The following is an 18,146-nucleotide window of genomic DNA, read 5'->3' on the forward strand; positions in this document are numbered from 1 at the left end:
AAGAGGTACGTGAATGACGATTCGAGTCTACCTGGTGGATGACCACGCGCTGGTCCGCACCGGGATGAAAATGATCCTGTCGGGGGAGACCGACATCGAGGTGGTGGGCGAAGCCGAGACCGGTGAAGACGCGCTGCGCGATGTCCGCCAGCTGCTGCCGGACGTGGTGCTGTGCGACCTGCACCTGCCCGGTGTCAGTGGCATGGAAGTGACCGAGCGCATCGTCCGCAGTCACCGCAACACCCGCGTGGTGATCGTGTCGGTGCTGGAGGACGGGCCGCTGCCGAAGCGCTTGCTGGAAGCCGGGGCTGCCGGTTACATCGGCAAGGGTTGCGATGCGCAGGAGCTGCTGCGCGCGGTGCGCGATGTGGCCATGGGCCGTCGCTACCTGGGCACCAGCATCGCGCAGAACCTGGCCTTGTCGACCGTGGAAGGCAATGGCTCGCCGTTCGACAGCCTGTCGCCGCGCGAGCTGGAAGTGGCGTTGCTGCTGACCCAGGGCCTGCGCCAGGAAGACATTGCGCGGCGCTTGAGCCTGAGTGCGAAGACGGTGAACACGCACAAGGCGCGGCTGTTCGAGAAGATGGGGATCCACGACAACATCGCGCTGGCGCGCATGGCCAGCCAGTACGGGCTGGTGGATCCGGCACGGCCGCTGTAAGGGGTTCGGCCAACGGCGAAGCCCCTCGCGGCGTATTTCCGCTGACATCGGTGGCTTGGCCGGGCAGGTTGGGTTCGCGGGGGACGCCGTGAACCCATCCATGGGGGCTTGGTCGCCGCATCCATGCGGCTCACACCCCGCAAACCCAACCTGCCCGACCTTGGACAGTTTCCTGTGGCATCCGCCGCGGAATGAAGAAGAAAGAGCAGGAGCGGGTCGCGCGCTTTGCGCGCTCGTTGCCCGGGGTCGGATCCCTTTCCCGGCGGGAAAGGGCTCTGACCCCGTGGTGCTTCAGTGGCCGCGCACGCGCTTGATGATCTTCGCGGCGTCGGCGGCGCTGGCGCGGACCTTGTCCCATTCGCCGTTGGCGATCCAGTTGCCCGGCACCATCCACGAACCGCCGATGCAGACCACGTTCTTCTGCTCGAGGTATTCGGCGGCGGTGTTTTCGGTGATGCCGCCGGTCGGGCACAGCTTGAGATCGGCGACCGGGCCGGCCAGACCCTTGATCATCGCCAGCCCGCCCACGGCCGTGGCCGGGAACAGCTTGCACACGCGGAAGCCCCGCGCATACAGCGACAGCAGCTCGGTCGGCGTGGCCGCGCCCGGCACCACCGGCAGCGGGGCGGCGGCCAGCGCATCGGCCAGCGCCGGCGGCGTACCCGGGGTCACCAGGAAGTCCGCACCCGCATCAATGGACTGCTGCATCTGCTCCACCGTCAGCACCGTACCGGCACCCACCACCACGTCCGGCAGCTCGCGCTTGAGCATCGCCAGCGCTTCCATGGCCACCGGCGTGCGCAGCGTCAGCTCGATCGCCGGCAAACCACCTTCCAGCAGCGCCGCGCTGACCGCACGCGCCTGGTCCAGCGTATGAATCGTCACCACCGGCAGGATGCCCGCCGCATGCAACAGCTCCGCCGCCTTCACCTGATGTTGTTCGATACCCATAGCTCTGCTTCTGCCTTTTGCTTTCGAATTTGATTTTCAGTGATCACTTCGCGGCATTGATGCGCCGGAGAGTGTGATGCGGCGGAGGGCAGGCCGTCGCCAGGACCGTTCGCGCCATGGATGGCGCGAATGAGCCTACAGGGACGTATTTACGGCGTGTCCTGGCGACGGCCTGCCCTCCGCCGCCACCAGCAAACTCACCGCCGCGACAAACCCGCAACGCTCTTCAACCCTCAGGCGTCCTTCGCCTCGTGCGGCGCCGCCGCCGCCGCGGCATCGTGCCCCAGCTCGTACTCCGCGTCGTACTCCCACGGTCCGCCATCGGCTGCCGCCGGCCCGCACGAAATCGAAATCGCGCCCTGGTCGGCCGGACCCACCACGCGACGGTTGATCGCGAACAGGTTGCGGCCCAGGTCGTGCGCGGCCGGTGCGGTATTCGGCGCCAGCGGGCGTGCCGCCCATTCGGCCGCATCGACCAGCACTTCCAGCGTGCCGGCCTCGCCGTCCAGGCGGATCATGTCGCCCTCGCGGACCTTGGCCAGCGGGCCGCCACGCGCTGCTTCCGGTGTTACGTGGATCGCCGCCGGAATCTTGCCCGAGGCACCGGAGAGGCGGCCGTCGGTGACCAGCGCCACGCGCCGGCCCTGGTTCTGCAGCAGGCCCAGCAGCGGTGCCAGCGAATGCAGTTCCGGCATGCCGTTGGCCCGCGGGCCCTGGTAACGCACCACCGCCACGAAATGCTCGGGCAGCAGGCCGCCAGCGTGCAGCTTGTTCAGCACCTGCGGTGCATCGACCACCACCGCCGGTGCTTCGATCGTGCGGTACTGCGGCTTCACGGCCGACAGCTTGATCAGCGACTTGCCCAGATTGCCGCGCAGCAGACGCAGGCCGCCCTGGTGTTCGAACGGCTGGTCGACGCCGCGCACCACCTCGTCATCGGCGCTGCGTTCCAGGCCCGGCAGGTAGACCAGCTGGCCGTCGCGCAACTGGGGCTCGCGCGCATAGTCGGCCATGCCGCCACGCGCGACGCTGACCAGGTCGCCGTGCATCAGGCCAGCCTTGATCAGCTCGCCGAACACGAACGCCGGGCCGCCTGCGGCCGCGAAACGGTTCACGTCGGCGTCGCCGTTCGGATAGACGCGGGCCAGCAGCGGAATCAGCTGCGAAAGTTCATCGAAGTCGTCCCAGGTCAGCACGATGCCGGCCGCACGCGCCACCGCGATCCAGTGGATGGTGTGGTTGGTCGAGCCGCCGGTGGCCATCAGCGCGATGACCGCGTTGATGATCGCGCGCTCGTCGATGATCCGGCCCAGCGGGCGGAAGTCGTCGCCCAGTGCGGTGATGTCGAGCGCGCGCTCGATGGCTTCACGGGTGAGGGCATCGCGCAGCGGCGTGCCCGGATTGACGAACGATGCGCCCGGCAGCTGCACGCCCATCGCTTCCAGGAGTACCTGGTTGGAATTGGCAGTGCCGTAGAAGGTGCAGGTGCCGGCGCCGTGGTACGACGCGGACTCCGCTTCCAGCAGTTCTTCGCGGGTGGCTTCGCCGGCAGCGTAGCGCTCGCGCACTTCGGCCTTCTGCTTGTTCGGGATGCCCGGGGTCATCGGGCCGGCCGGCACGAACACCGCCGGCAGATGGCCGAACGCCAGCGCACCGATCAGAAGGCCCGGCACGATCTTGTCGCACACGCCGAGGTAGACGGTGGTATCGAACATGTCGTGGCTGAGGCCGATCGCAGTGGCCTGGGCGATCACATCGCGCGAGAACAGCGACAGCTCCATGCCGCCGCGGCCCTGGGTGACGCCGTCGCACATCGCCGGCACGCCGCCGGCCACCTGCGCGGTGGCGCCCAGCTCGCGGGCGATCTCGCGGATCTGCTCGGGATAGGTCTCGAACGGCTGGTGCGCCGACAGCATGTCGTTGTAGGCGGTGATGATGCCGAGGTTCGGCGTCACGCCGCCGCGCAGGCGGCTCTTGTCGGTGCCGCCGCAGGCGGCGAATCCGTGGGCGAGGTTGCCGCAGCTCAGGCGGCTGCGGAACGGGCCCTCACGCAGGGAGGCGTCGATCGCGGCGAGGTAGGCGGCGCGCGAGGCGGCGCTGCGGCGGATGACGCGCTCAGTGATGGCTTGCAGTTGTGGATGGAGGCTCATTGGCTACCGGCGTTCGAGGTGGCGAGAGGCAAGCGGCGGCAGCATGCCGCCGCCGACATCAATCAGCCCAGTGGACGCGCAGCCGCGCGCCTTCCAGGTTGATCGCATTGAGGATCGGGTACTGCTGGGCGTCATTGCTGTCCAGCGCCTGGCGCAGCACCTGCAGCTTCTGCTTGCCGCGCAGCAGCAGCAGGCGCTGGCGGCACTGGCGCAGGCCATGCGGGGTCAGCGTGATGCGCAGCGGCCACTGGTTCGCACCCGGGCAGCCGGTGGCATCCAGCGCTGCGTAGGGCAGGGTGCTTTCCAGTGCACGGGCCAGGTCCTTCGAACCTGGGAACAGCGAGGCGGTGTGGCCGTCGTTGCCCATGCCCAGTGCCACCAGGCTCGGCGGCTGGCTGTGCTGGGCCTGCAGGTTGGCGGTATAGACGCATTCCGGCAGCGGCTTGCCGATGCGTACCAGCGGATCGAAGTGGGCGCCTTCGGCGCGCTTGAGCAGGTGCTCGCGGACCAGCCAGGCATTGCTGTCGCGATCCTGCGGCGACAGCCAGCGCTCGTCGGCCAGGCTCACTTCAACCCGGTCCCAATGCACGTCCAGTTCGGCCAGCGCCTGGTAGACCGGCGCCGGTGTGGTGCCGCCGGACAACAGGATGCGGGCGCGGCCCACTTCATTGATGTCGTGGTTGAGGGTCTGCGCCATCTCGGCGGCCACGGCCTCGATCCAGCCATCGGCATCGCCGTGGTTGATGAACTCGATGCGGTCGTCGTGGAAGCTGGGGCTCATGCGGCAACTCCTGGTGCGTCACGTTCGGCGTCGGCGGCATAGGCGGCGGCGCCCAGCAGTCCGGCGTGGGGATGCATCACCGCCAACGAGGGCACGCGCGCCATGATCGAAGAGAAGCGGCCCTTGTGTTCGAAGCGCTGGCGGAAACCGGAGTGCTGCAGCGAATCGAGCATCTTCGGGGTCAGCCCGCCGGTCAGGAATACGCCATCCCAGGCACCCTGGGTCAGTACCAGGTCGCCGGCGATGGCGCCGAACACAGCGCAGAACACGTCCACGGTGCGCATCGCCTGCGGATCACCGTGCAGGGCACGGGCGGTCACGTCCACCGGCTGCAGCTGGCCCGGGTCGATGCCGGCCATCTCGCATACGGCGCGATGGATGTTGACCAGCCCGGGGCCACAGATCAGGCGCTCGTTGGAGACGCGGCCGAACTGCTCGGACAGGATTTCCAGGATGCGGATCTCCTCCGGCGTTCCCGGCGGGAAGCTGACATGACCGCCTTCGGTTTCCAGCGGATAGCAGCGGCCGTGGCGTAGGATCAGGCCACCGACACCCAGGCCGGTACCCGGCCCGATCAACGCGTAGTTGCGCGGCTGGCCGGGCTTGCCCGGGACCCAGGCGGCACCGCCGACCTGGACCACGTCGTCGGGCTGCAGCAGTGAAATCGCCATTGCCTGCGCGGCGAAGTCGTTGATCAGGTGCAGCTCATTGAAACCGAGCATCGCTGCGGTACGACTGCGCGAGATCACCCACGGATGGTTGGTGATGCGGGCTTCGTCACCATCAACGCGACCGGCAACCGCGAACACGCCGCGGCTTGCAGTGGCACCGATCTGTTCGAGATGGTGGCGTGCGGCGTCACCCAGCGAGGGAAACTCCGCCACCGCGTACTCGCGGATGCTGTCCTTCTGCAGTGGTGCGTCCTGCGAAGTGTCAGCCAGGGCGAAGCGGGCGTTGGTGCCACCGATGTCGGCGACCAGCACCGGCTGCGAGCTGGCACTCATGCCGACGCTCCGCTGTCCGGCGCATCCACGCCCTGCGGCAGGAACTCGCCCGCGTTGGCCGGGCCCCACTGGCCGGCGGGGTAGGGCTCCAGCGGCAGCTTGGCGTCCTTCCAGGCGTCGGCCACGCTGTCGATCCAGGCCCAGGCAGCACGCACTTCGTCGTCGCGCACGAACAGCGTGTGGTTGCCGTTGAAGGCATCCAGGAACAGGCGTTCGTAGGCGATGCGGCGGTGCAGGCCGGTCGGCACCGACAGTTCCAGTTCCAGCGGGTGCAGTTCCAGCGCGCCCCATTCCGGGCCGGCCAGGCTGCTCATCAGGCCCAGCTCGATGTTCTCCTGCGGCTGCAGCTGGAACACCAGGCGGTTCGGTGCGGCCTGCGCGCGCTGCGGGCGCTCGAACAGCCAGTGGGTGACCGGCTTCAGCGTGACCACCACGCGGGTGGTGCGCTCGGGCAGGCGCTTGCCGGTGACCAGGTGGAACGGCACGCCGCTCCAGCGCCAGTTGTCGATATGCGCAGTGACACCGGCGAAGGTTTCCACGTCGCTGCCTTCCGGCGGCTGGTAGGCCTGGGCCTGCTGGCCGTTGATGGTGCCGGCGGTGTAGCGGCCACGGATGCTGTCACGCGCGGCGTGCTTCGCATCAAGCGGGCGCAGGGCGCGCAGCACCTTGACCTTCTCGTCGCGGATGCGATCGGCTTCCAGCGACGCCGGCGGTTCCATCGCCACCATGCACAGCAGCTGCAGGATATGGCTCTGCACCATGTCGCGCAGCGCGCCGGAGCGGGCGTAGTAGGCGTCACGGCCGTCCACGCCTTCGCTCTCGGCCACCAGGATGTGCACCGATTCGATGTAGTTGCGGTTCCACACCGCTTCCAACAGCGTGTTGCCGAAGCGCAGTGCGATCAGGTTCTGCACGGCCGCCTTGCCCAGGTAATGGTCGAGGCGGAACACGCGGTCCTCGTCGATCCACTGGCCGATGGTGCTGATGATTTCCTCGGCGCTCTCGCTGTCGCTGCCGATCGGCTTTTCCAGCATCAGGCGAGCCGGCGCGGCGAGGGCGCCGCCCTTGGCCAGGCCTTCGCAGGTGGAGATGTACAGGCCCGGCGGGATGGCCAGGTAGCTGACGCACTTGCGGTGCACCAGGTCGGCGACCGCGGCGGCAACCGAGTCGACGTCGCGCAGGTCCACCGAACGGTAGTCGATGCGGCGCAGCAGGGCACTGATGTCGTCCTGCGTGGCCATCGGCATGGCCTGCTGCAGGCGCGGCCGCAGGATGTCATGGAAGGCTTCGGTGTCATGCCCGGACAGGGCCAGCGCACGGATGCGGAAGTCCTCCGGCAGCAGGCCGTCGCCAAGCAGGCGAAGCAGCGAAGGGAACAGGTAGCGCTGGGCCAGATCACCTGTGGCACCGAACAGGAAGAGGGTGTCGTGCATCGCTCGAGTTTCAGATCCGGGTGACATCGTTGTCAATCGCTTCATGGCTGGGTTCGGGGGACATCCGCGCAACTGCCTGTCCGAGGTTCGTCAGGGGCGATCTCCGGGGTGGCGGAAGACCGTTCCATTCGAAACCACTACCTCGGCGGAACCTTCGTTCAACCGCCGACGCAGATCGGTGCGCACCGATCATCGGATAGTGCCACGTGAAAACGTTTACATGGCAGAATGGGCAACTGTATTCGATTGCAGTGCTCGCCGTCATGCGGCGGGCGCGCAATCATCACTGCCATCGGGAGGGCCGAGGCAGTCCCAAAAGACAGCCCGGCTTCGGGCGGACCGGATAGGTGATATGGCAAAAGTGCAGTTGCAGGGTGTGCGCAAGGTCTATGACAACGGCCAGGTCGCGGTGAAGGACGCCAGCTTCGAGGTCGCCGATGGCGAGCTGATGGTGCTGGTCGGTCCGTCCGGCTGTGGCAAGTCGACCCTGCTGCGGATGGTGGCTGGCCTGGAGGAGATCAGCGGCGGCACGCTGACCATCGGCGATCGCGTGGTCAACGACGTGGCGCCGAAGGATCGCGACATCGCGATGGTGTTCCAGAGCTACGCGCTGTATCCGCACATGACCGTGGCCGAGAACCTGGCCTTTGGCCTGAAGCTGCGCGGGCATGACAAGGCGACCATCGACAAGCGCATCGCCGAGGCGGCGCAGACGCTGGGCCTGACCGAGATGATGGACAAGCTGCCCAAGGCGATGTCCGGTGGCCAGCGCCAGCGTGTTGCGCTGGGTCGCGCACTGGTGCGCGAGCCGGCGGTGTTCCTGCTCGACGAACCGCTGTCCAACCTCGATGCCAAGCTGCGCCACAGTGTGCGCACCGAGATCGCGCAGCTGCACCGCAAGCTGGGCACCACCATGATCTACGTGACGCACGACCAGGTCGAAGCAATGACCCTGGGCCAGCGCATCGTGGTGCTGAAAGACGGTGTCATCCAGCAGATCGATACGCCGATGGCGCTGTATGACCGCCCGGCGAATCTGTTCGTGGCGGGCTTCCTCGGCAGCCCGGCGATGAACGTGCTGCGTGGCACGCTGCAGGGCGACGCCGGCGGCGTGACCGTGGTCGACGGCGAATGGCGTGCGCCGCTGGGCCAGGCCACGATCGATCCGGCATGGCTGCAGAAGCCGATCGCGGTGGGCGTGCGTCCGGAACACCTGCAACCGGCGGCTGCCGATGATGCGCATGCGTTCATCGCACGCATCGAAGGCATCGAACCGGTCGGTAACGAGATCTTCGTCAACCTGAGCAGTGGCCAGCACGCGCTGACCATGCGCGTGGCGCCGCAGGCGCTGCCGGCGGTGGGCGAGCAGATCCGCGTGGCGATCCACCCGCAGGGACTGCATTTCTTCAACCCGGAAACCGGCGAGCGCCTGTAATTTGTAGTGCCGGCCGCTGGCCGGCAACCTCAACCATGCGTGGTTGCCGGCCAGCGGCTGGCACTACCACTCCTTCACCGAAGGCATGCGGACCAACGGTCCGCACCCACCGCGTTCAGTAGATCCACGCCAGGCGTGGATGGGATGCCGGCAGAAGCAGTGCGGACCAAGGTCCGCACCCACCAGATGCGGTTTCCCGCCGGCTTCAGCGCGCCAAGCCATCCAGCAACGGCATGCGCTGCGCCACCGCGTCGCCCACCTGCAGATCAGCGTCGCTGGCCTCCAGCGGCAGCACCGCCAGCGCCAGCTCGCCGGCCACGCAGGCGATCGTGCCCAGCGCCGCGCCGTCCTGCTGTACGCCATCGCCGGCCCGTGCCGGTGCTGCGGTATGCAGCAGTTGCACCGCACGCTTGGCCTTGCCGAGGAAGTGGGTGCGGGCGACGATTTCCTGGCCCGGGTAGCAGCCCTTCTTCACGCTGTAGCCGTTCAGGCGGTCCAGGCCGAGCTGCTGCGGGGTCCACACTTCGCGCTGGCTTTCTTCCAGCCGCGGCAGGCCGTAGCGCAGGTCGGCCTGGCGCCAGGCCAGGGTGAAGGCGGCCTCATCGGCTTCGCTGCCGGCGGCGAAGGCATCGGTGCTACCGATTCGCAGGGTGCGCGGCAGGGCATCGCTGCCCAGGTCCAGCTCCCAGCCGTCTCCTGCGGTCTGCGCAATCGCGGCGCCGCTGGCGGCCTCGGGTGCGGTGAACGCGCCGGCCACCGCCAGATCGCTGCGCACCTGCACCTTCACCCTGCGGCGGAACACGAAGCGCTGCAGTTGCGACGCAATCGCATCGGCATCGCCGTCAGCCAGTACCAGCATCACGTGGTCGTCGGCCAGCCGAAGCAGCTGGAACACCGCCAGGGTGCGGCCCTTGGCGCTCAGCCAGGCACTCCACTGCCAGTGCTGCAGGGGCAGGGCGGTGACATCGCTGCTGAACTGGGCGTGGGCAAAGACAGCCGCATCCGGGCCTTGCAGGCTCAGCAGCTGGTGGCCGGGCAGGCGCGGATATCCGACGAAAGCAGGGGGCAGGTTGTCAGGCACGTGAACGAGGTCTAAAATTTGTGCGTTGCGAGACCGAACATGATAGGCCAAACAACCCCCACTCCCGACGACGAATCTGAAGCCCCGCTGGTCCCCGCGGCACCCGTGCCCGTGGAACAGGAAAAAGCAGAAGAATTCGGCGGCCGCGGCGGACTTGATCCGGTGCGGTACGGCGATTGGGAGAAAAACGGACGCTGCATCGATTTCTGATCAGCATTGAGCCAACGCGGCCGCGTGCCGCCCAGCCGAGACAACGAGCCCAGCGAATGGCGACCAGACAACGCCCACTTTCCCCGCACCTTCAGGTGTATCGCTGGCAGATTCAGATGGCCACCTCGATCCTGCATCGAGCCACTGGCGTCTTTCTGTCTGTTGGTGCCCTCATCATCGCCGCCGGCCTGCTGGCCCTGATGATGGGGCCCGAGTCCTGGAACTGCTTCACCGGCCATGCCGGGGCCTGGTATGGCCGCGTGTTCCTGTTCGCGTGGACATGGTCGTTCGCCTATCACCTGTGCAATGGCATCCGCCATGTGGTGCAGGACTTCGCCATCGGCTTCAGCATCCCCGCCTTCATCCGCAGCAGCTGGCTGTCGGTCATCGGCAGCCTGGTGATCACCCTGCTGGTGTGGGCCTATGTGATGTTCGGAGGTGCCGCGTGAGCAAGTTCCGTACCCCGTTGAAGAGCGTGCGTGGCCTTGGCTCGGCCAAGACCGGCACCGAGCACTTCGTGCACCAGCGCCTGACCGCCGCCGCCCTGGTGGCTCTGGGCATCTGGTTCCTGGTCTTCGTGCTGAGCCTGCTGGGCTCGGACTACGCGACCGCCGCCGCCGCCGTGGCCAAGCCGTGGAACGCCGTGCCGCTGATCGGCCTGCTGATCGCCATGTTCTGGCACGCGCAGCTCGGCATGCAGGTCGTGCTGGAAGACTACATCCACGAATCGCTGCTGGCCCTGGTGCTGCAGACCGCGGTGAAGTTCGTCGCCGTGCTCGGCATGATCGTCAGTGTGTTTGCGGTGGGCCGCATCGCCCTCGGCGTTGCCTGAGCCCAGGCACCAACACAGGAATCCAGATTAGATGTCCGCTTACAAGATCACCGAACACAAGTACGACATGGTCGTGGTCGGCGCCGGCGGCGCCGGCCTGCGCGCCACGTTCGGCCTGGCCGCCAAGGGCCTGCAGACCGTGTGCCTGACCAAGGTCTTCCCGACCCGTTCGCACACCGTTGCCGCCCAGGGCGGTATCTCGGCCGCACTCGCCAACATGGGCGAGGACGACTGGCGCTACCACTTCTTCGACACCATCAAGGGTTCGGACTGGCTGGGCGACCAGGACGCCATCGAATACATGTGCCGTGAGGCCATCCCGGCCATCATCGAGCTCGAACACTACGGCGTGCCGTTCTCGCGCACCGCCGAAGGCAAGATCTACCAGCGTCCGTTCGGTGGCATGACCACCAAGTACGGCGAAGGCCCGGCGGCGCAGCGTACCTGCGCGGCGGCCGACCGTACCGGCCACGCGATGCTGCACACCCTGTACCAGCAGTCGCTGAAGCACGATGCGCGCTTCATGATCGAGTACTTCGCACTCGATCTGATCTTCGACGAGGAAGGCGCCTGCCGCGGCGTGCTGGCGCTGGACATGTCCGACGGCACCCTGCACCTGTTCCGCGCCCAGGGCGTGGTGCTGGCCACCGGCGGCTACGGCCGTGCCTACTTCAGCGCCACCTCGGCGCACACCTGCACCGGCGACGGTGGCGGCCTGGCCATGCGTGCCGGCATCGCCATGCAGGACATGGAGTTCGTGCAGTTCCACCCGACCGGCATCTACGGCGCCGGCTGCCTGATCACCGAGGGTGTCCGCGGTGAAGGTGGCATCCTGCGCAACAGCAGTGGCGAGCGCTTCATGGAGCGCTACGCACCGCACTACAAGGATCTGGCCTCGCGCGACGTGGTCAGCCGTTCGATGACCATCGAGATCCGCGAAGGCCGCGGCGTTGGCGAGCACAAGGACCACATCCTGCTCGACCTGACCCACCTCGGCCCGGGCGTGATCGACGAGAAGCTGCCGGGCATCGCCGAGAGCGCCCGCATCTTCGCCGGCGTCGACGTGCACAAGCAGCCGATCCCGGTCATCCCGACCGTGCACTACAACATGGGCGGCATCCCGACCAATTACCACGGCGAAGTCGTCCGCAAGGATGGCGACAACCCCGACGCGGTGATCCCGGGCCTGTACGCGATCGGCGAAGCGGCCTGCGTGTCGGTGCACGGTGCCAACCGCCTGGGCTCGAACTCGCTGCTGGATCTGGTGGTGTTCGGTCGTGCGGTGGCCAACCGCTGCGCCGAGACCATCAAGCCGGGCGCGTCGCACAAGCCGCTGGCGGCCGATGCCTGCGACAAGGCGCTGGGCCTGCTGGACAAGCTGCGCCACGCCAACGGCGATACCCCGACCTCGGTCATCCGTGATCGCATGCAGCGCACCATGCAGGCCGACGCGGCGGTCTTCCGCACCAGCCAGACGCTGAAGGAAGGCTGCGAGAAGATGGACAAGATCTTCGACTCGTTCCAGGACGTGAAGGTCTCCGACCGTTCGCTGGTGTGGAACTCGGACCTGATCGAGACCTACGAGCTGAACAACCTGCTGCTCAATGCGGTGGCGACGATCAACTCGGCCGAACAGCGCAAGGAAAGCCGCGGCGCGCACGCGCACGAGGACTTCCCGGACCGCGACGACGTCAACTGGCAGAAGCACACCCTGGTCAGCGTCGACGAGAAGGGCAAGTGCAGCTTCGACTACCGTCCGGTGCACATGTACACGTTGACCGACGACGTGTCCGTAGTGCCGCCGAAGCCGCGCGTGTACTGATCCGACCCCGCCTACCATGCAATCCGCGCCCAAGGGCGCGGGCCGCCTGAGCCAACGAGAGCAGCCATGGCCGAGTTTTCACTCCCCAAGAATTCCAAGATCACGAAGGGCAAGCACTTCCCCGTCAAGAACGGCGGCAAGAACGTGCGCACCTTCAAGATCTACCGCTGGAGTCCGGACGACGACAGCAACCCGCGCACCGATACCTATGAAGTCGATCTGGACGCCTGTGGCCCGATGGTCCTGGACGCCCTGATCAAGATCAAGAACGAGATCGACCCGACCCTGACCTTCCGCCGCTCCTGCCGCGAAGGTATCTGTGGTTCGTGCGCGATGAACATCGACGGCACCAACACCCTGGCCTGCACCCGAGCCATCTCGGACTGCGGCAAGAAGGAAGTGCCGATCTACCCGCTGCCGCACATGAACGTGGTCAAGGATCTGGTTCCGGACCTGACCCACTTCTACGCGCAGTACGCCTCGATCAAGCCGTGGATCCGCACCCAGACTCCGGCACCGCCGGACCGCGAGCGCCTGCAGTCGCCGGAAGACCGCAAGAAGCTGGACGGCCTGTACGAGTGCATCCTGTGCGCCTGCTGCTCGACCAGCTGCCCGAGCTACTGGTGGAACGGCGAGCGTTACCTGGGCCCGGCGATCCTGCTGCAGGCCTACCGCTGGATCATCGACTCGCGCGATGAGGACACCGGTGCGCGCCTGGACGATCTGGAAGATCCGTTCAAGCTGTACCGCTGCCACACCATCATGAACTGCGCCCGGACCTGCCCGAAGGGCCTGAACCCGGCGCTGGCGATCGCCGAGATCAAGAAGCTGATGATGGAACGCCGCGCCTGATCGGCTCTGGCTGTACCCGGTAGAGCCACGCCAAGCGTGGCTGTGCCACCCCAGTAGAGCCACGCCATGCGTGGCTTTGCTGTATCTGGAGAAACACAATGGAAGAAGACGTTCTGCTGAAGAAGCTGCGCTGGCGTTGCCGTCGCGGCATGCGTGAACTGGACCAGCTGTTCGGCCGCTACCTGGACCGTGAGTGGAGCACTGCGCCGACCGAAGAGCGCGAGGTTTTCCTGTTCCTGCTCGATTGCGAGGACGATAAGTTGTGGCGCTGGTTCATGGGCTATGAGGCCTGCCCGCATGCGCACGCGATCCCCCTCATGCAGAAGATCCTCGCCCTCAAGCCTTGAGTGGCGCCCCTCGCGGCTGCAGGCCGCCGCCCAGTTGGCGGTGCTGCTGGTCGCCCCCTGGCTGCTGCGCGCATCGGATCTGCCGCCCCGGCTGCTGATGCCCGCGGTGTTGCTGGCCTGGGGCATTGGGCTGGCCGAACTGGCCTGGCGCCAGCGCAGGCCACGCGTGCAGGTGCTTCTGCCTCTGCTTCCCGAGCCACTGCAGGTGGCCGGGCAGGACGTCGAGGAGCCGCAGCTGGTGGCGCGCGGGCCGTGGCTGCTGTTGCTCTGGCGTGAGGATCGGCTCCGCCGGCGCCTGCTGTTCTGGCCCGATGTGCTCGATTCCGGCCAGCGACGTGAACTGCGACTGGCCGTGGCCGCACGCGGCGTTTCCCGTCGGCCCCGGTCGATGGCACCATAAGCTGAATTGACCGGCGTGCCTGCATGTTCAAACCCATTCCCGTGGCCATTGGCCTGCGCTACCTGCGCGCCAAGCGCCGCAACGGCTTCATCTCCTTCATCTCGATGGCATCGATCCTGGGCATCGCGCTCGGCGTCACGGTGCTGATCACCACCCTGGCGGTGATGAGCGGTTTCCAGAAGGAAATCCGCAGCCGCCTGCTGCAGATGACCGCCCACACCACCATCAGCCGTGACGGCGAGCCGATGCCGGACTGGATGCGCGTGGTCGATGTCGCACGCAAGGACCCGCGCGTGGCCGGTGCCGCGCCGTACATCGAGATCCAGTCGATGATCAGCGGCCCGCGCGTGCAGGGTGCGATCATCCAGGGCATCGATCCGGCGCTGGAGCCGAAAGTCTCGGTGATCGACAAGAAGGTCACCAAGGGCAGCTATGACAGCCTCAAGCCGGGCAGCTTCAACCTGCTGCTGGGCAAGGAGCTGGCGATCTGGCTCGGCGTGGACGTGGGTGACCAGGTACTGGTGACGTTCGCCGAAGTGCAGGGCACGCCTGCCGGCGCGGTGCCACGGATGAAACGCTTCACCGTCAGCGGCATCTTCGAGGCCGGTTACAACGAGGTCGACCGTGGCGTCGGCTTTGCCAACATGCAGGATCTGGAGCGCGTGCTGCGCAGCGATGGTGCCACTGGCGTGCGGCTGAAACTGCACGACATGGACCGTTCGCTGGAAGTGGGCGTGGACCTGGCGCAGAGCCTCGGCGGTGCTTACCGCGTGAGTGACTGGACCCAACAGAACGCCAACCTCTACCACTCGCTGCGCATGGAGAAGGTGGTGATGGGCATCCTGCTGTCGCTGATCATCGCCATGGGCGCCTTCAACCTGGTGTCGTCGCAGGTGATGCTGGTGACCGACAAGCAGGCAGACATCGCCATCCTGCGTACCCTCGGCCTGACCCCGGGCGGAGTGATGCAGGTGTTCATGGTGCAGGGCTCGCTGATCGGCATCTTCGGCACGTTGGCCGGGCTGATCGGTGGCATTACCCTGACCCTCAACCTGGAACGCATCCTCGGCGCCATCGAGAGCGTGTTCAACGTGAAGCTGCTGCCGGAAGATGTGTACTACATCACCGGCCTGCCGACCGACATGCAGACCGGCGACGTGGTGGCGATCACCGTGGTCGCGCTGCTGATGAGCTTCCTGGCCACCCTGTACCCCGCGTGGCGGGCAGCGCGCACCCAGCCGGCGGAGGCCCTGCGTTATGAATAAGGTCTTCAACCGCGGCGATGAAGTGATCCGCGCCGAAGCACTGGGCAAGACCTACGCCGAAGGGCGCATGCAGACCCCGGTGTTCGATGGCCTCGACCTGACCGTGACCGCCGGCGAAACCGTGGCGATCATCGGTGCCTCCGGTGCCGGCAAGAGCACCTTGCTGCACCTGCTGGGCGGGTTGGATATTCCGACCGCTGGCGAGGTCTACGTGACCGGCCAGCGCATGTCGGCGCTGTCGGACACCGCGCGTGGCCTGCTGCGCAACCAGGCGCTGGGCTTCGTCTACCAGTTCCACCACCTGCTGCCTGAATTCACCGCGCTGGAAAACGTGATGATGCCGGTACTGCTGGCCGGCACCGCCGTGGCCGAGGCGAGCAGCCGGGCCACCGCGCTGCTGGAAGCGGTCGGCCTCGGCCATCGCCTGGACCACAAGCCCGGCGAGCTGTCCGGTGGTGAGCGCCAGCGAGCAGCCGTGGCGCGTGCGCTGGTCAATCATCCGGCCTGCGTGCTCGGCGACGAGCCGACCGGCAACCTGGATGACCGCACCGCGGGCACCGTGTTCGAGCTGATGCTGGAACTCAACCGCGCGCGCCATACCAGCCTGGTGCTGGTCACCCACGACCGCAGCCTGGCGCGGCGCCTGGACCGGGTGCTGGAGCTGCGCGAAGGTCGCCTTCACGCACTGGCCCACGCCGACGTCTGAGCGGGTTGGGTCGGCTCTGGTAGATGCCGACCTTGGTCGGCTGCTCTTGTAGGGCAAGCGCCAACCAAGGTTGGCGACTACCGGAATCCGGAGCCTTGGGTCTGCTTTGGTAGAGGTCGACCTTGGTCGACCGCCGACCGGCGACTGAATGGGCTGCCGGTCGTCGCGCCGGTGTTGCCGGGCCAGGCGCATGATGGCGACGGTACCCCGAGGAGATCGCCATGAAGACCCCGATCCTGATTGCCGGACTCTGCCTGGCCCTGGCCGCCTGCGCGACCACCGGCCGGCTCAGCAGTACCGAGAAACTGGATCTGTACCGTGCCCACGCCGGCGCGCCGCAGAACGACATGCAGTTCTTCGGCAGCCTCAATGGCTGGACCGAACTGGGTGACAGTGCGCTGGCGGTCTGGACCCGACCGAGCGAGGCTTACCTGCTGGAACTGAGTGGCCCGTGCCCGGACCTGTCCTACGCCACCGCCATCGGGCTGACCAGCAGCATGGGCCGCGTGTCGTCGCGTTTCGACAAGGTGCTGGTGCGCGACCCGACCGGTGGTCCGCGCATGCCGTGCTTCATCAACAGCATCCGCAAGCTGGACGTGAAGGCACTGCGTGCCTCCGAGCAGGAGCTGCGCCAGGCTCAGGTGCAGGAGCGCGAGGCGGAGACCTCCCCGGCCAAATGATCAAAAAGGGGACGGAGGGGATTAAGTCGTTTGTGCCACAAACGACTTAATCCCCTCCGTCCCCTTTTTTGCCGTCAGGCTTCCGGAACGAAGCCTGCCGGCTTTTCCGCGTCCTTCTCGAACAGGAACTTGACCAGTTCGCCTTCAAGGAACGCGCGATGTTCCGGGGTGCGCGGTGACAGGCGGTTTTCGTTGATCAGCATGGTCTGGTGCGCCAGCCACGCAGCCCAGGCCTGCTTGCCGATGTTGCTGAAGATGCGCTGGCCCAGTTCGCCGGGGTAGGGCACGAAGTCCAGGCCCTCGGCATCGCGTTGTTCATACTGGCAGAAGACGGTTCGGGACATGGCACTCACTCGTGGTTGCGGGGTTTCTTGGACGTTCGTTTCGGCGCCTTGATCGTGGCGCCATCGAGCAGTTTGCGGATCGGTGCCGGCAGGCCCAGTGCGGGCAGTTCGTCGGCGGCGACCCAGCGCAGCGTGGGTTCTTCCACGCGCAGGCCGTGCACCTGCCGCGACAGTACCTGCAGATGCAGCTTGTAGTGGCTGAAGGTGTGCTGCAGCACGGGCAGCTCCTCGGCGTCTTCCAGCGAACCTTCGACATGCGCGTCGAACCAGTCCTGCAGCACGCTGCCGGCATCGGCCTGCGGCAGCGTCCACAGTTGCGCCCAGATGCCGGTATCCGGCCGCTTCTGCAGCAGCACGCGCTGCTGGGCATCGCGCAGCAGCAGGGCCACTGCTTCGCGCTCGGGCAGGGTCTTGCTGGGCTTGGGCGTGGGCAGTTCAGCGGTGCGGCCTTCGCGGCGCGCCACGCACTCGTCCTGCAGCGGGCAGATCACGCAGGCTGGCTTGGCGCGGCTGCACACCGTCGCACCCAGGTCCATCTGTGCCTGGCTGTAATCGGCCATGCGCCCGGCCGGCACCTGCGCTACGTGCGCCTCGGCGATCGTCCACAACTGTTTCTCGATGGCCGGCAGCCCGGGAAAGCCGTCGATGCCGTGGTAACGGCTGAGCACGCGCTTGACGTTGCCATCGAGGATCGCGAACGGATCGTTCCAGGCTTGGCTGAGGATCGCACCTGCGGTGCTGCGGCCGATGCCGGGCAGGGCATGCAGTGCATCGAAATCGCGCGGCAGGTCGCCGTCGTGCAGTTCCACGCAGCGCTTTGCAGCGGCGTGCAGATTGCGTGCGCGGGCGTAGTAGCCGAGCCCGGCCCACTGCGCCATCACCGCGTCATTGCTGGCGGCGGCGAGGTCGGGCAGGGTCGGGAAATGCTGCAGGAACCGCTGGAAGTAAGGGATGACCGTGGCCACCTGGGTCTGCTGCAGCATGATTTCCGACAGCCAGACCCGATAGGGGCTGCGTGGGTGCTGCCAGGGCAGGTCGTGGCGACCGTGGTCGTCGAACCAGTGCAGCAGGCGGGCGACGAAACCGTTCCGTTCTGCAGTCTCGGCGCTGGCGTGCGGCTGGCGGGGCATTGGAGTTCCCGAGGAGGGCAGCCACCTGGTAGAGCCACCCCATGGGTGGCTGCACCAGATTG

General features: G+C 66.9%; 20 protein-coding genes. 12 read left to right on the plus strand and 8 right to left on the minus strand.

Annotation, left to right across the window (positions count from 1 at the left end; translation table 11 throughout):
* Window positions 1–13 precede the first annotated feature (13 nt).
* Window positions 14–661, plus strand: coding sequence for a response regulator (locus EGM71_RS07970; protein WP_005416124.1), 648 nt, complete (start codon window positions 14–16; stop codon window positions 659–661).
* A 291-nt stretch (window positions 662–952) separates the two neighbouring features.
* On the opposite strand, the gene eda is transcribed toward EGM71_RS07970, so the two are convergent.
* The 5 genes from eda to zwf all read right to left on the minus strand — a co-directional run bounded on the left by eda (window position 953) and on the right by zwf (window position 6,980).
* Window positions 953–1,612, minus strand: a complete 660-nt coding sequence (gene eda / locus EGM71_RS07975; protein ID WP_049400946.1) for a bifunctional 4-hydroxy-2-oxoglutarate aldolase/2-dehydro-3-deoxy-phosphogluconate aldolase — start codon at window positions 1,610–1,612, stop codon at window positions 953–955.
* 233 nt (window positions 1,613–1,845) lie between these two features.
* Window positions 1,846–3,762: a phosphogluconate dehydratase gene (gene edd, locus EGM71_RS07980; protein ID WP_188488984.1), complete on the minus strand. Its 1,917-nt coding sequence runs from the start codon at window positions 3,760–3,762 to the stop codon at window positions 1,846–1,848.
* Between the two features lie 58 nt (window positions 3,763–3,820).
* Window positions 3,821–4,543, minus strand: a complete 723-nt coding sequence (gene pgl, locus EGM71_RS07985; RefSeq protein ID WP_188488986.1) for a 6-phosphogluconolactonase — start codon at window positions 4,541–4,543, stop codon at window positions 3,821–3,823.
* Entirely contained in the window at window positions 4,540–5,547 is a 1,008-nt protein-coding gene (gene glk, locus EGM71_RS07990; protein ID WP_188488988.1) for a glucokinase, read from the minus strand. The genes pgl and glk overlap by 4 nt, the downstream gene beginning before the upstream one ends.
* On the minus strand, window positions 5,544–6,980 hold the full coding sequence (zwf, locus tag EGM71_RS07995; RefSeq protein ID WP_188488990.1) for a glucose-6-phosphate dehydrogenase: 1,437 nt from the start codon (window positions 6,978–6,980) through the stop codon (window positions 5,544–5,546). Before zwf ends, glk begins: the two co-directional genes overlap by 4 nt.
* Before the next feature lie 352 nt (window positions 6,981–7,332).
* Here zwf and EGM71_RS08000 point away from each other — a divergent pair, with 352 nt between their 5' ends.
* Window positions 7,333–8,415: an ABC transporter ATP-binding protein gene (locus EGM71_RS08000; protein ID WP_188488993.1), complete on the plus strand. Its 1,083-nt coding sequence runs from the start codon at window positions 7,333–7,335 to the stop codon at window positions 8,413–8,415.
* 205 nt (window positions 8,416–8,620) lie between these two features.
* Here the strand turns inward: EGM71_RS08000 and EGM71_RS08005 are convergent, their stop codons facing one another.
* Window positions 8,621–9,496: a YgfZ/GcvT domain-containing protein gene (locus EGM71_RS08005; RefSeq protein ID WP_188488995.1), complete on the minus strand. Its 876-nt coding sequence runs from the start codon at window positions 9,494–9,496 to the stop codon at window positions 8,621–8,623.
* Window positions 9,497–9,535: 39 nt separating this feature from the next.
* On the opposite strand from EGM71_RS08005, the gene EGM71_RS08010 reads away from it, so the two are divergent.
* The 10 genes from EGM71_RS08010 (at window position 9,536) to EGM71_RS08055 (ending at window position 16,610) form a co-directional block, all read left to right on the plus strand.
* Window positions 9,536–9,706: a DUF1674 domain-containing protein gene (locus EGM71_RS08010; RefSeq protein WP_005409075.1), complete on the plus strand. Its 171-nt coding sequence runs from the start codon at window positions 9,536–9,538 to the stop codon at window positions 9,704–9,706.
* A gap of 56 nt (window positions 9,707–9,762) precedes the next feature.
* Window positions 9,763–10,155: a succinate dehydrogenase, cytochrome b556 subunit gene (gene sdhC, locus EGM71_RS08015; RefSeq protein ID WP_024958620.1), complete on the plus strand. Its 393-nt coding sequence runs from the start codon at window positions 9,763–9,765 to the stop codon at window positions 10,153–10,155.
* Entirely contained in the window at window positions 10,152–10,538 is a 387-nt protein-coding gene (sdhD, locus tag EGM71_RS08020; RefSeq protein ID WP_024958619.1) for a succinate dehydrogenase, hydrophobic membrane anchor protein, read from the plus strand. Before sdhC ends, sdhD begins: the two co-directional genes overlap by 4 nt.
* Before the next feature lie 31 nt (window positions 10,539–10,569).
* Window positions 10,570–12,360 carry a succinate dehydrogenase flavoprotein subunit gene (sdhA, locus tag EGM71_RS08025; RefSeq protein ID WP_188488997.1) on the plus strand — a complete coding sequence of 597 codons (1,791 nt, stop codon included), beginning with the start codon at window positions 10,570–10,572 and terminating at the stop codon, window positions 12,358–12,360.
* A 66-nt stretch (window positions 12,361–12,426) separates the two neighbouring features.
* Window positions 12,427–13,212 (plus strand): succinate dehydrogenase iron-sulfur subunit, encoded by a 786-nt coding sequence (locus EGM71_RS08030; RefSeq protein ID WP_005409079.1) that lies wholly within the window; start codon window positions 12,427–12,429, stop codon window positions 13,210–13,212.
* 98 nt (window positions 13,213–13,310) lie between these two features.
* Window positions 13,311–13,559, plus strand: a complete 249-nt coding sequence (locus tag EGM71_RS08035) for a succinate dehydrogenase assembly factor 2 (RefSeq protein ID WP_004153155.1) — start codon at window positions 13,311–13,313, stop codon at window positions 13,557–13,559.
* Window positions 13,510–13,959 carry a hypothetical protein gene (locus tag EGM71_RS08040; protein WP_188488999.1) on the plus strand — a complete coding sequence of 150 codons (450 nt, stop codon included), beginning with the start codon at window positions 13,510–13,512 and terminating at the stop codon, window positions 13,957–13,959. The genes EGM71_RS08035 and EGM71_RS08040 overlap by 50 nt, the downstream gene beginning before the upstream one ends.
* 23 nt (window positions 13,960–13,982) lie before the next feature.
* Window positions 13,983–15,224, plus strand: a complete 1,242-nt coding sequence (locus EGM71_RS08045; protein WP_049447601.1) for a lipoprotein-releasing ABC transporter permease subunit — start codon at window positions 13,983–13,985, stop codon at window positions 15,222–15,224.
* Complete coding sequence (lolD, locus tag EGM71_RS08050; protein WP_188489001.1) at window positions 15,217–15,930, plus strand: lipoprotein-releasing ABC transporter ATP-binding protein LolD; 714 nt, start codon at window positions 15,217–15,219, stop codon at window positions 15,928–15,930. The genes EGM71_RS08045 and lolD overlap by 8 nt, the downstream gene beginning before the upstream one ends.
* A gap of 221 nt (window positions 15,931–16,151) precedes the next feature.
* Window positions 16,152–16,610 (plus strand): DUF6491 family protein, encoded by a 459-nt coding sequence (locus EGM71_RS08055; protein ID WP_188489003.1) that lies wholly within the window; start codon window positions 16,152–16,154, stop codon window positions 16,608–16,610.
* A 74-nt stretch (window positions 16,611–16,684) separates the two neighbouring features.
* Here EGM71_RS08055 and EGM71_RS08060 read toward each other — a convergent pair whose 3' ends face one another.
* Both EGM71_RS08060 and mutY read right to left on the minus strand, forming a co-directional pair.
* Window positions 16,685–16,954, minus strand: a complete 270-nt coding sequence (locus EGM71_RS08060) for an oxidative damage protection protein (protein WP_188489005.1) — start codon at window positions 16,952–16,954, stop codon at window positions 16,685–16,687.
* Window positions 16,955–16,959: 5 nt separating this feature from the next.
* The gene (gene mutY / locus EGM71_RS08065) at window positions 16,960–18,084 is read right to left on the minus strand and encodes an A/G-specific adenine glycosylase (RefSeq protein WP_188489007.1); all 1,125 of its coding nucleotides are present in this window, start codon (window positions 18,082–18,084) and stop codon (window positions 16,960–16,962) included.
* Between the last annotated feature and the right edge of the window lie 62 nt (window positions 18,085–18,146).

The organism is Stenotrophomonas maltophilia, assembly GCF_006970445.1.
Lineage (GTDB): Bacteria > Pseudomonadota > Gammaproteobacteria > Xanthomonadales > Xanthomonadaceae > Stenotrophomonas > Stenotrophomonas maltophilia_AU.

Coding starts and splice junctions, on each gene's coding strand:
- edd (WP_188488984.1), bottom strand. CDS start 3,762: ATGAGCCTCCATCCACAACTGCAAGCCATCACTGAGCGCGTCATCCGC.
- EGM71_RS07970 (WP_005416124.1), top strand. CDS start 14: ATGACGATTCGAGTCTACCTGGTGGATGACCACGCGCTGGTCCGCACC.
- lolD (WP_188489001.1), top strand. CDS start 15,217: ATGAATAAGGTCTTCAACCGCGGCGATGAAGTGATCCGCGCCGAAGCA.
- zwf (WP_188488990.1), bottom strand. CDS start 6,980: ATGCACGACACCCTCTTCCTGTTCGGTGCCACAGGTGATCTGGCCCAG.
- glk (WP_188488988.1), bottom strand. CDS start 5,547: ATGAGTGCCAGCTCGCAGCCGGTGCTGGTCGCCGACATCGGTGGCACC.
- mutY (WP_188489007.1), bottom strand. CDS start 18,084: ATGCCCCGCCAGCCGCACGCCAGCGCCGAGACTGCAGAACGGAACGGT.
- EGM71_RS08060 (WP_188489005.1), bottom strand. CDS start 16,954: ATGTCCCGAACCGTCTTCTGCCAGTATGAACAACGCGATGCCGAGGGC.
- sdhC (WP_024958620.1), top strand. CDS start 9,763: ATGGCGACCAGACAACGCCCACTTTCCCCGCACCTTCAGGTGTATCGC.
- EGM71_RS08035 (WP_004153155.1), top strand. CDS start 13,311: ATGGAAGAAGACGTTCTGCTGAAGAAGCTGCGCTGGCGTTGCCGTCGC.
- EGM71_RS08040 (WP_188488999.1), top strand. CDS start 13,510: ATGCGCACGCGATCCCCCTCATGCAGAAGATCCTCGCCCTCAAGCCTT.
- eda (WP_049400946.1), bottom strand. CDS start 1,612: ATGGGTATCGAACAACATCAGGTGAAGGCGGCGGAGCTGTTGCATGCG.
- EGM71_RS08010 (WP_005409075.1), top strand. CDS start 9,536: ATGATAGGCCAAACAACCCCCACTCCCGACGACGAATCTGAAGCCCCG.
- EGM71_RS08045 (WP_049447601.1), top strand. CDS start 13,983: ATGTTCAAACCCATTCCCGTGGCCATTGGCCTGCGCTACCTGCGCGCC.
- EGM71_RS08055 (WP_188489003.1), top strand. CDS start 16,152: ATGAAGACCCCGATCCTGATTGCCGGACTCTGCCTGGCCCTGGCCGCC.
- EGM71_RS08000 (WP_188488993.1), top strand. CDS start 7,333: ATGGCAAAAGTGCAGTTGCAGGGTGTGCGCAAGGTCTATGACAACGGC.
- sdhA (WP_188488997.1), top strand. CDS start 10,570: ATGTCCGCTTACAAGATCACCGAACACAAGTACGACATGGTCGTGGTC.
- EGM71_RS08030 (WP_005409079.1), top strand. CDS start 12,427: ATGGCCGAGTTTTCACTCCCCAAGAATTCCAAGATCACGAAGGGCAAG.
- pgl (WP_188488986.1), bottom strand. CDS start 4,543: ATGAGCCCCAGCTTCCACGACGACCGCATCGAGTTCATCAACCACGGC.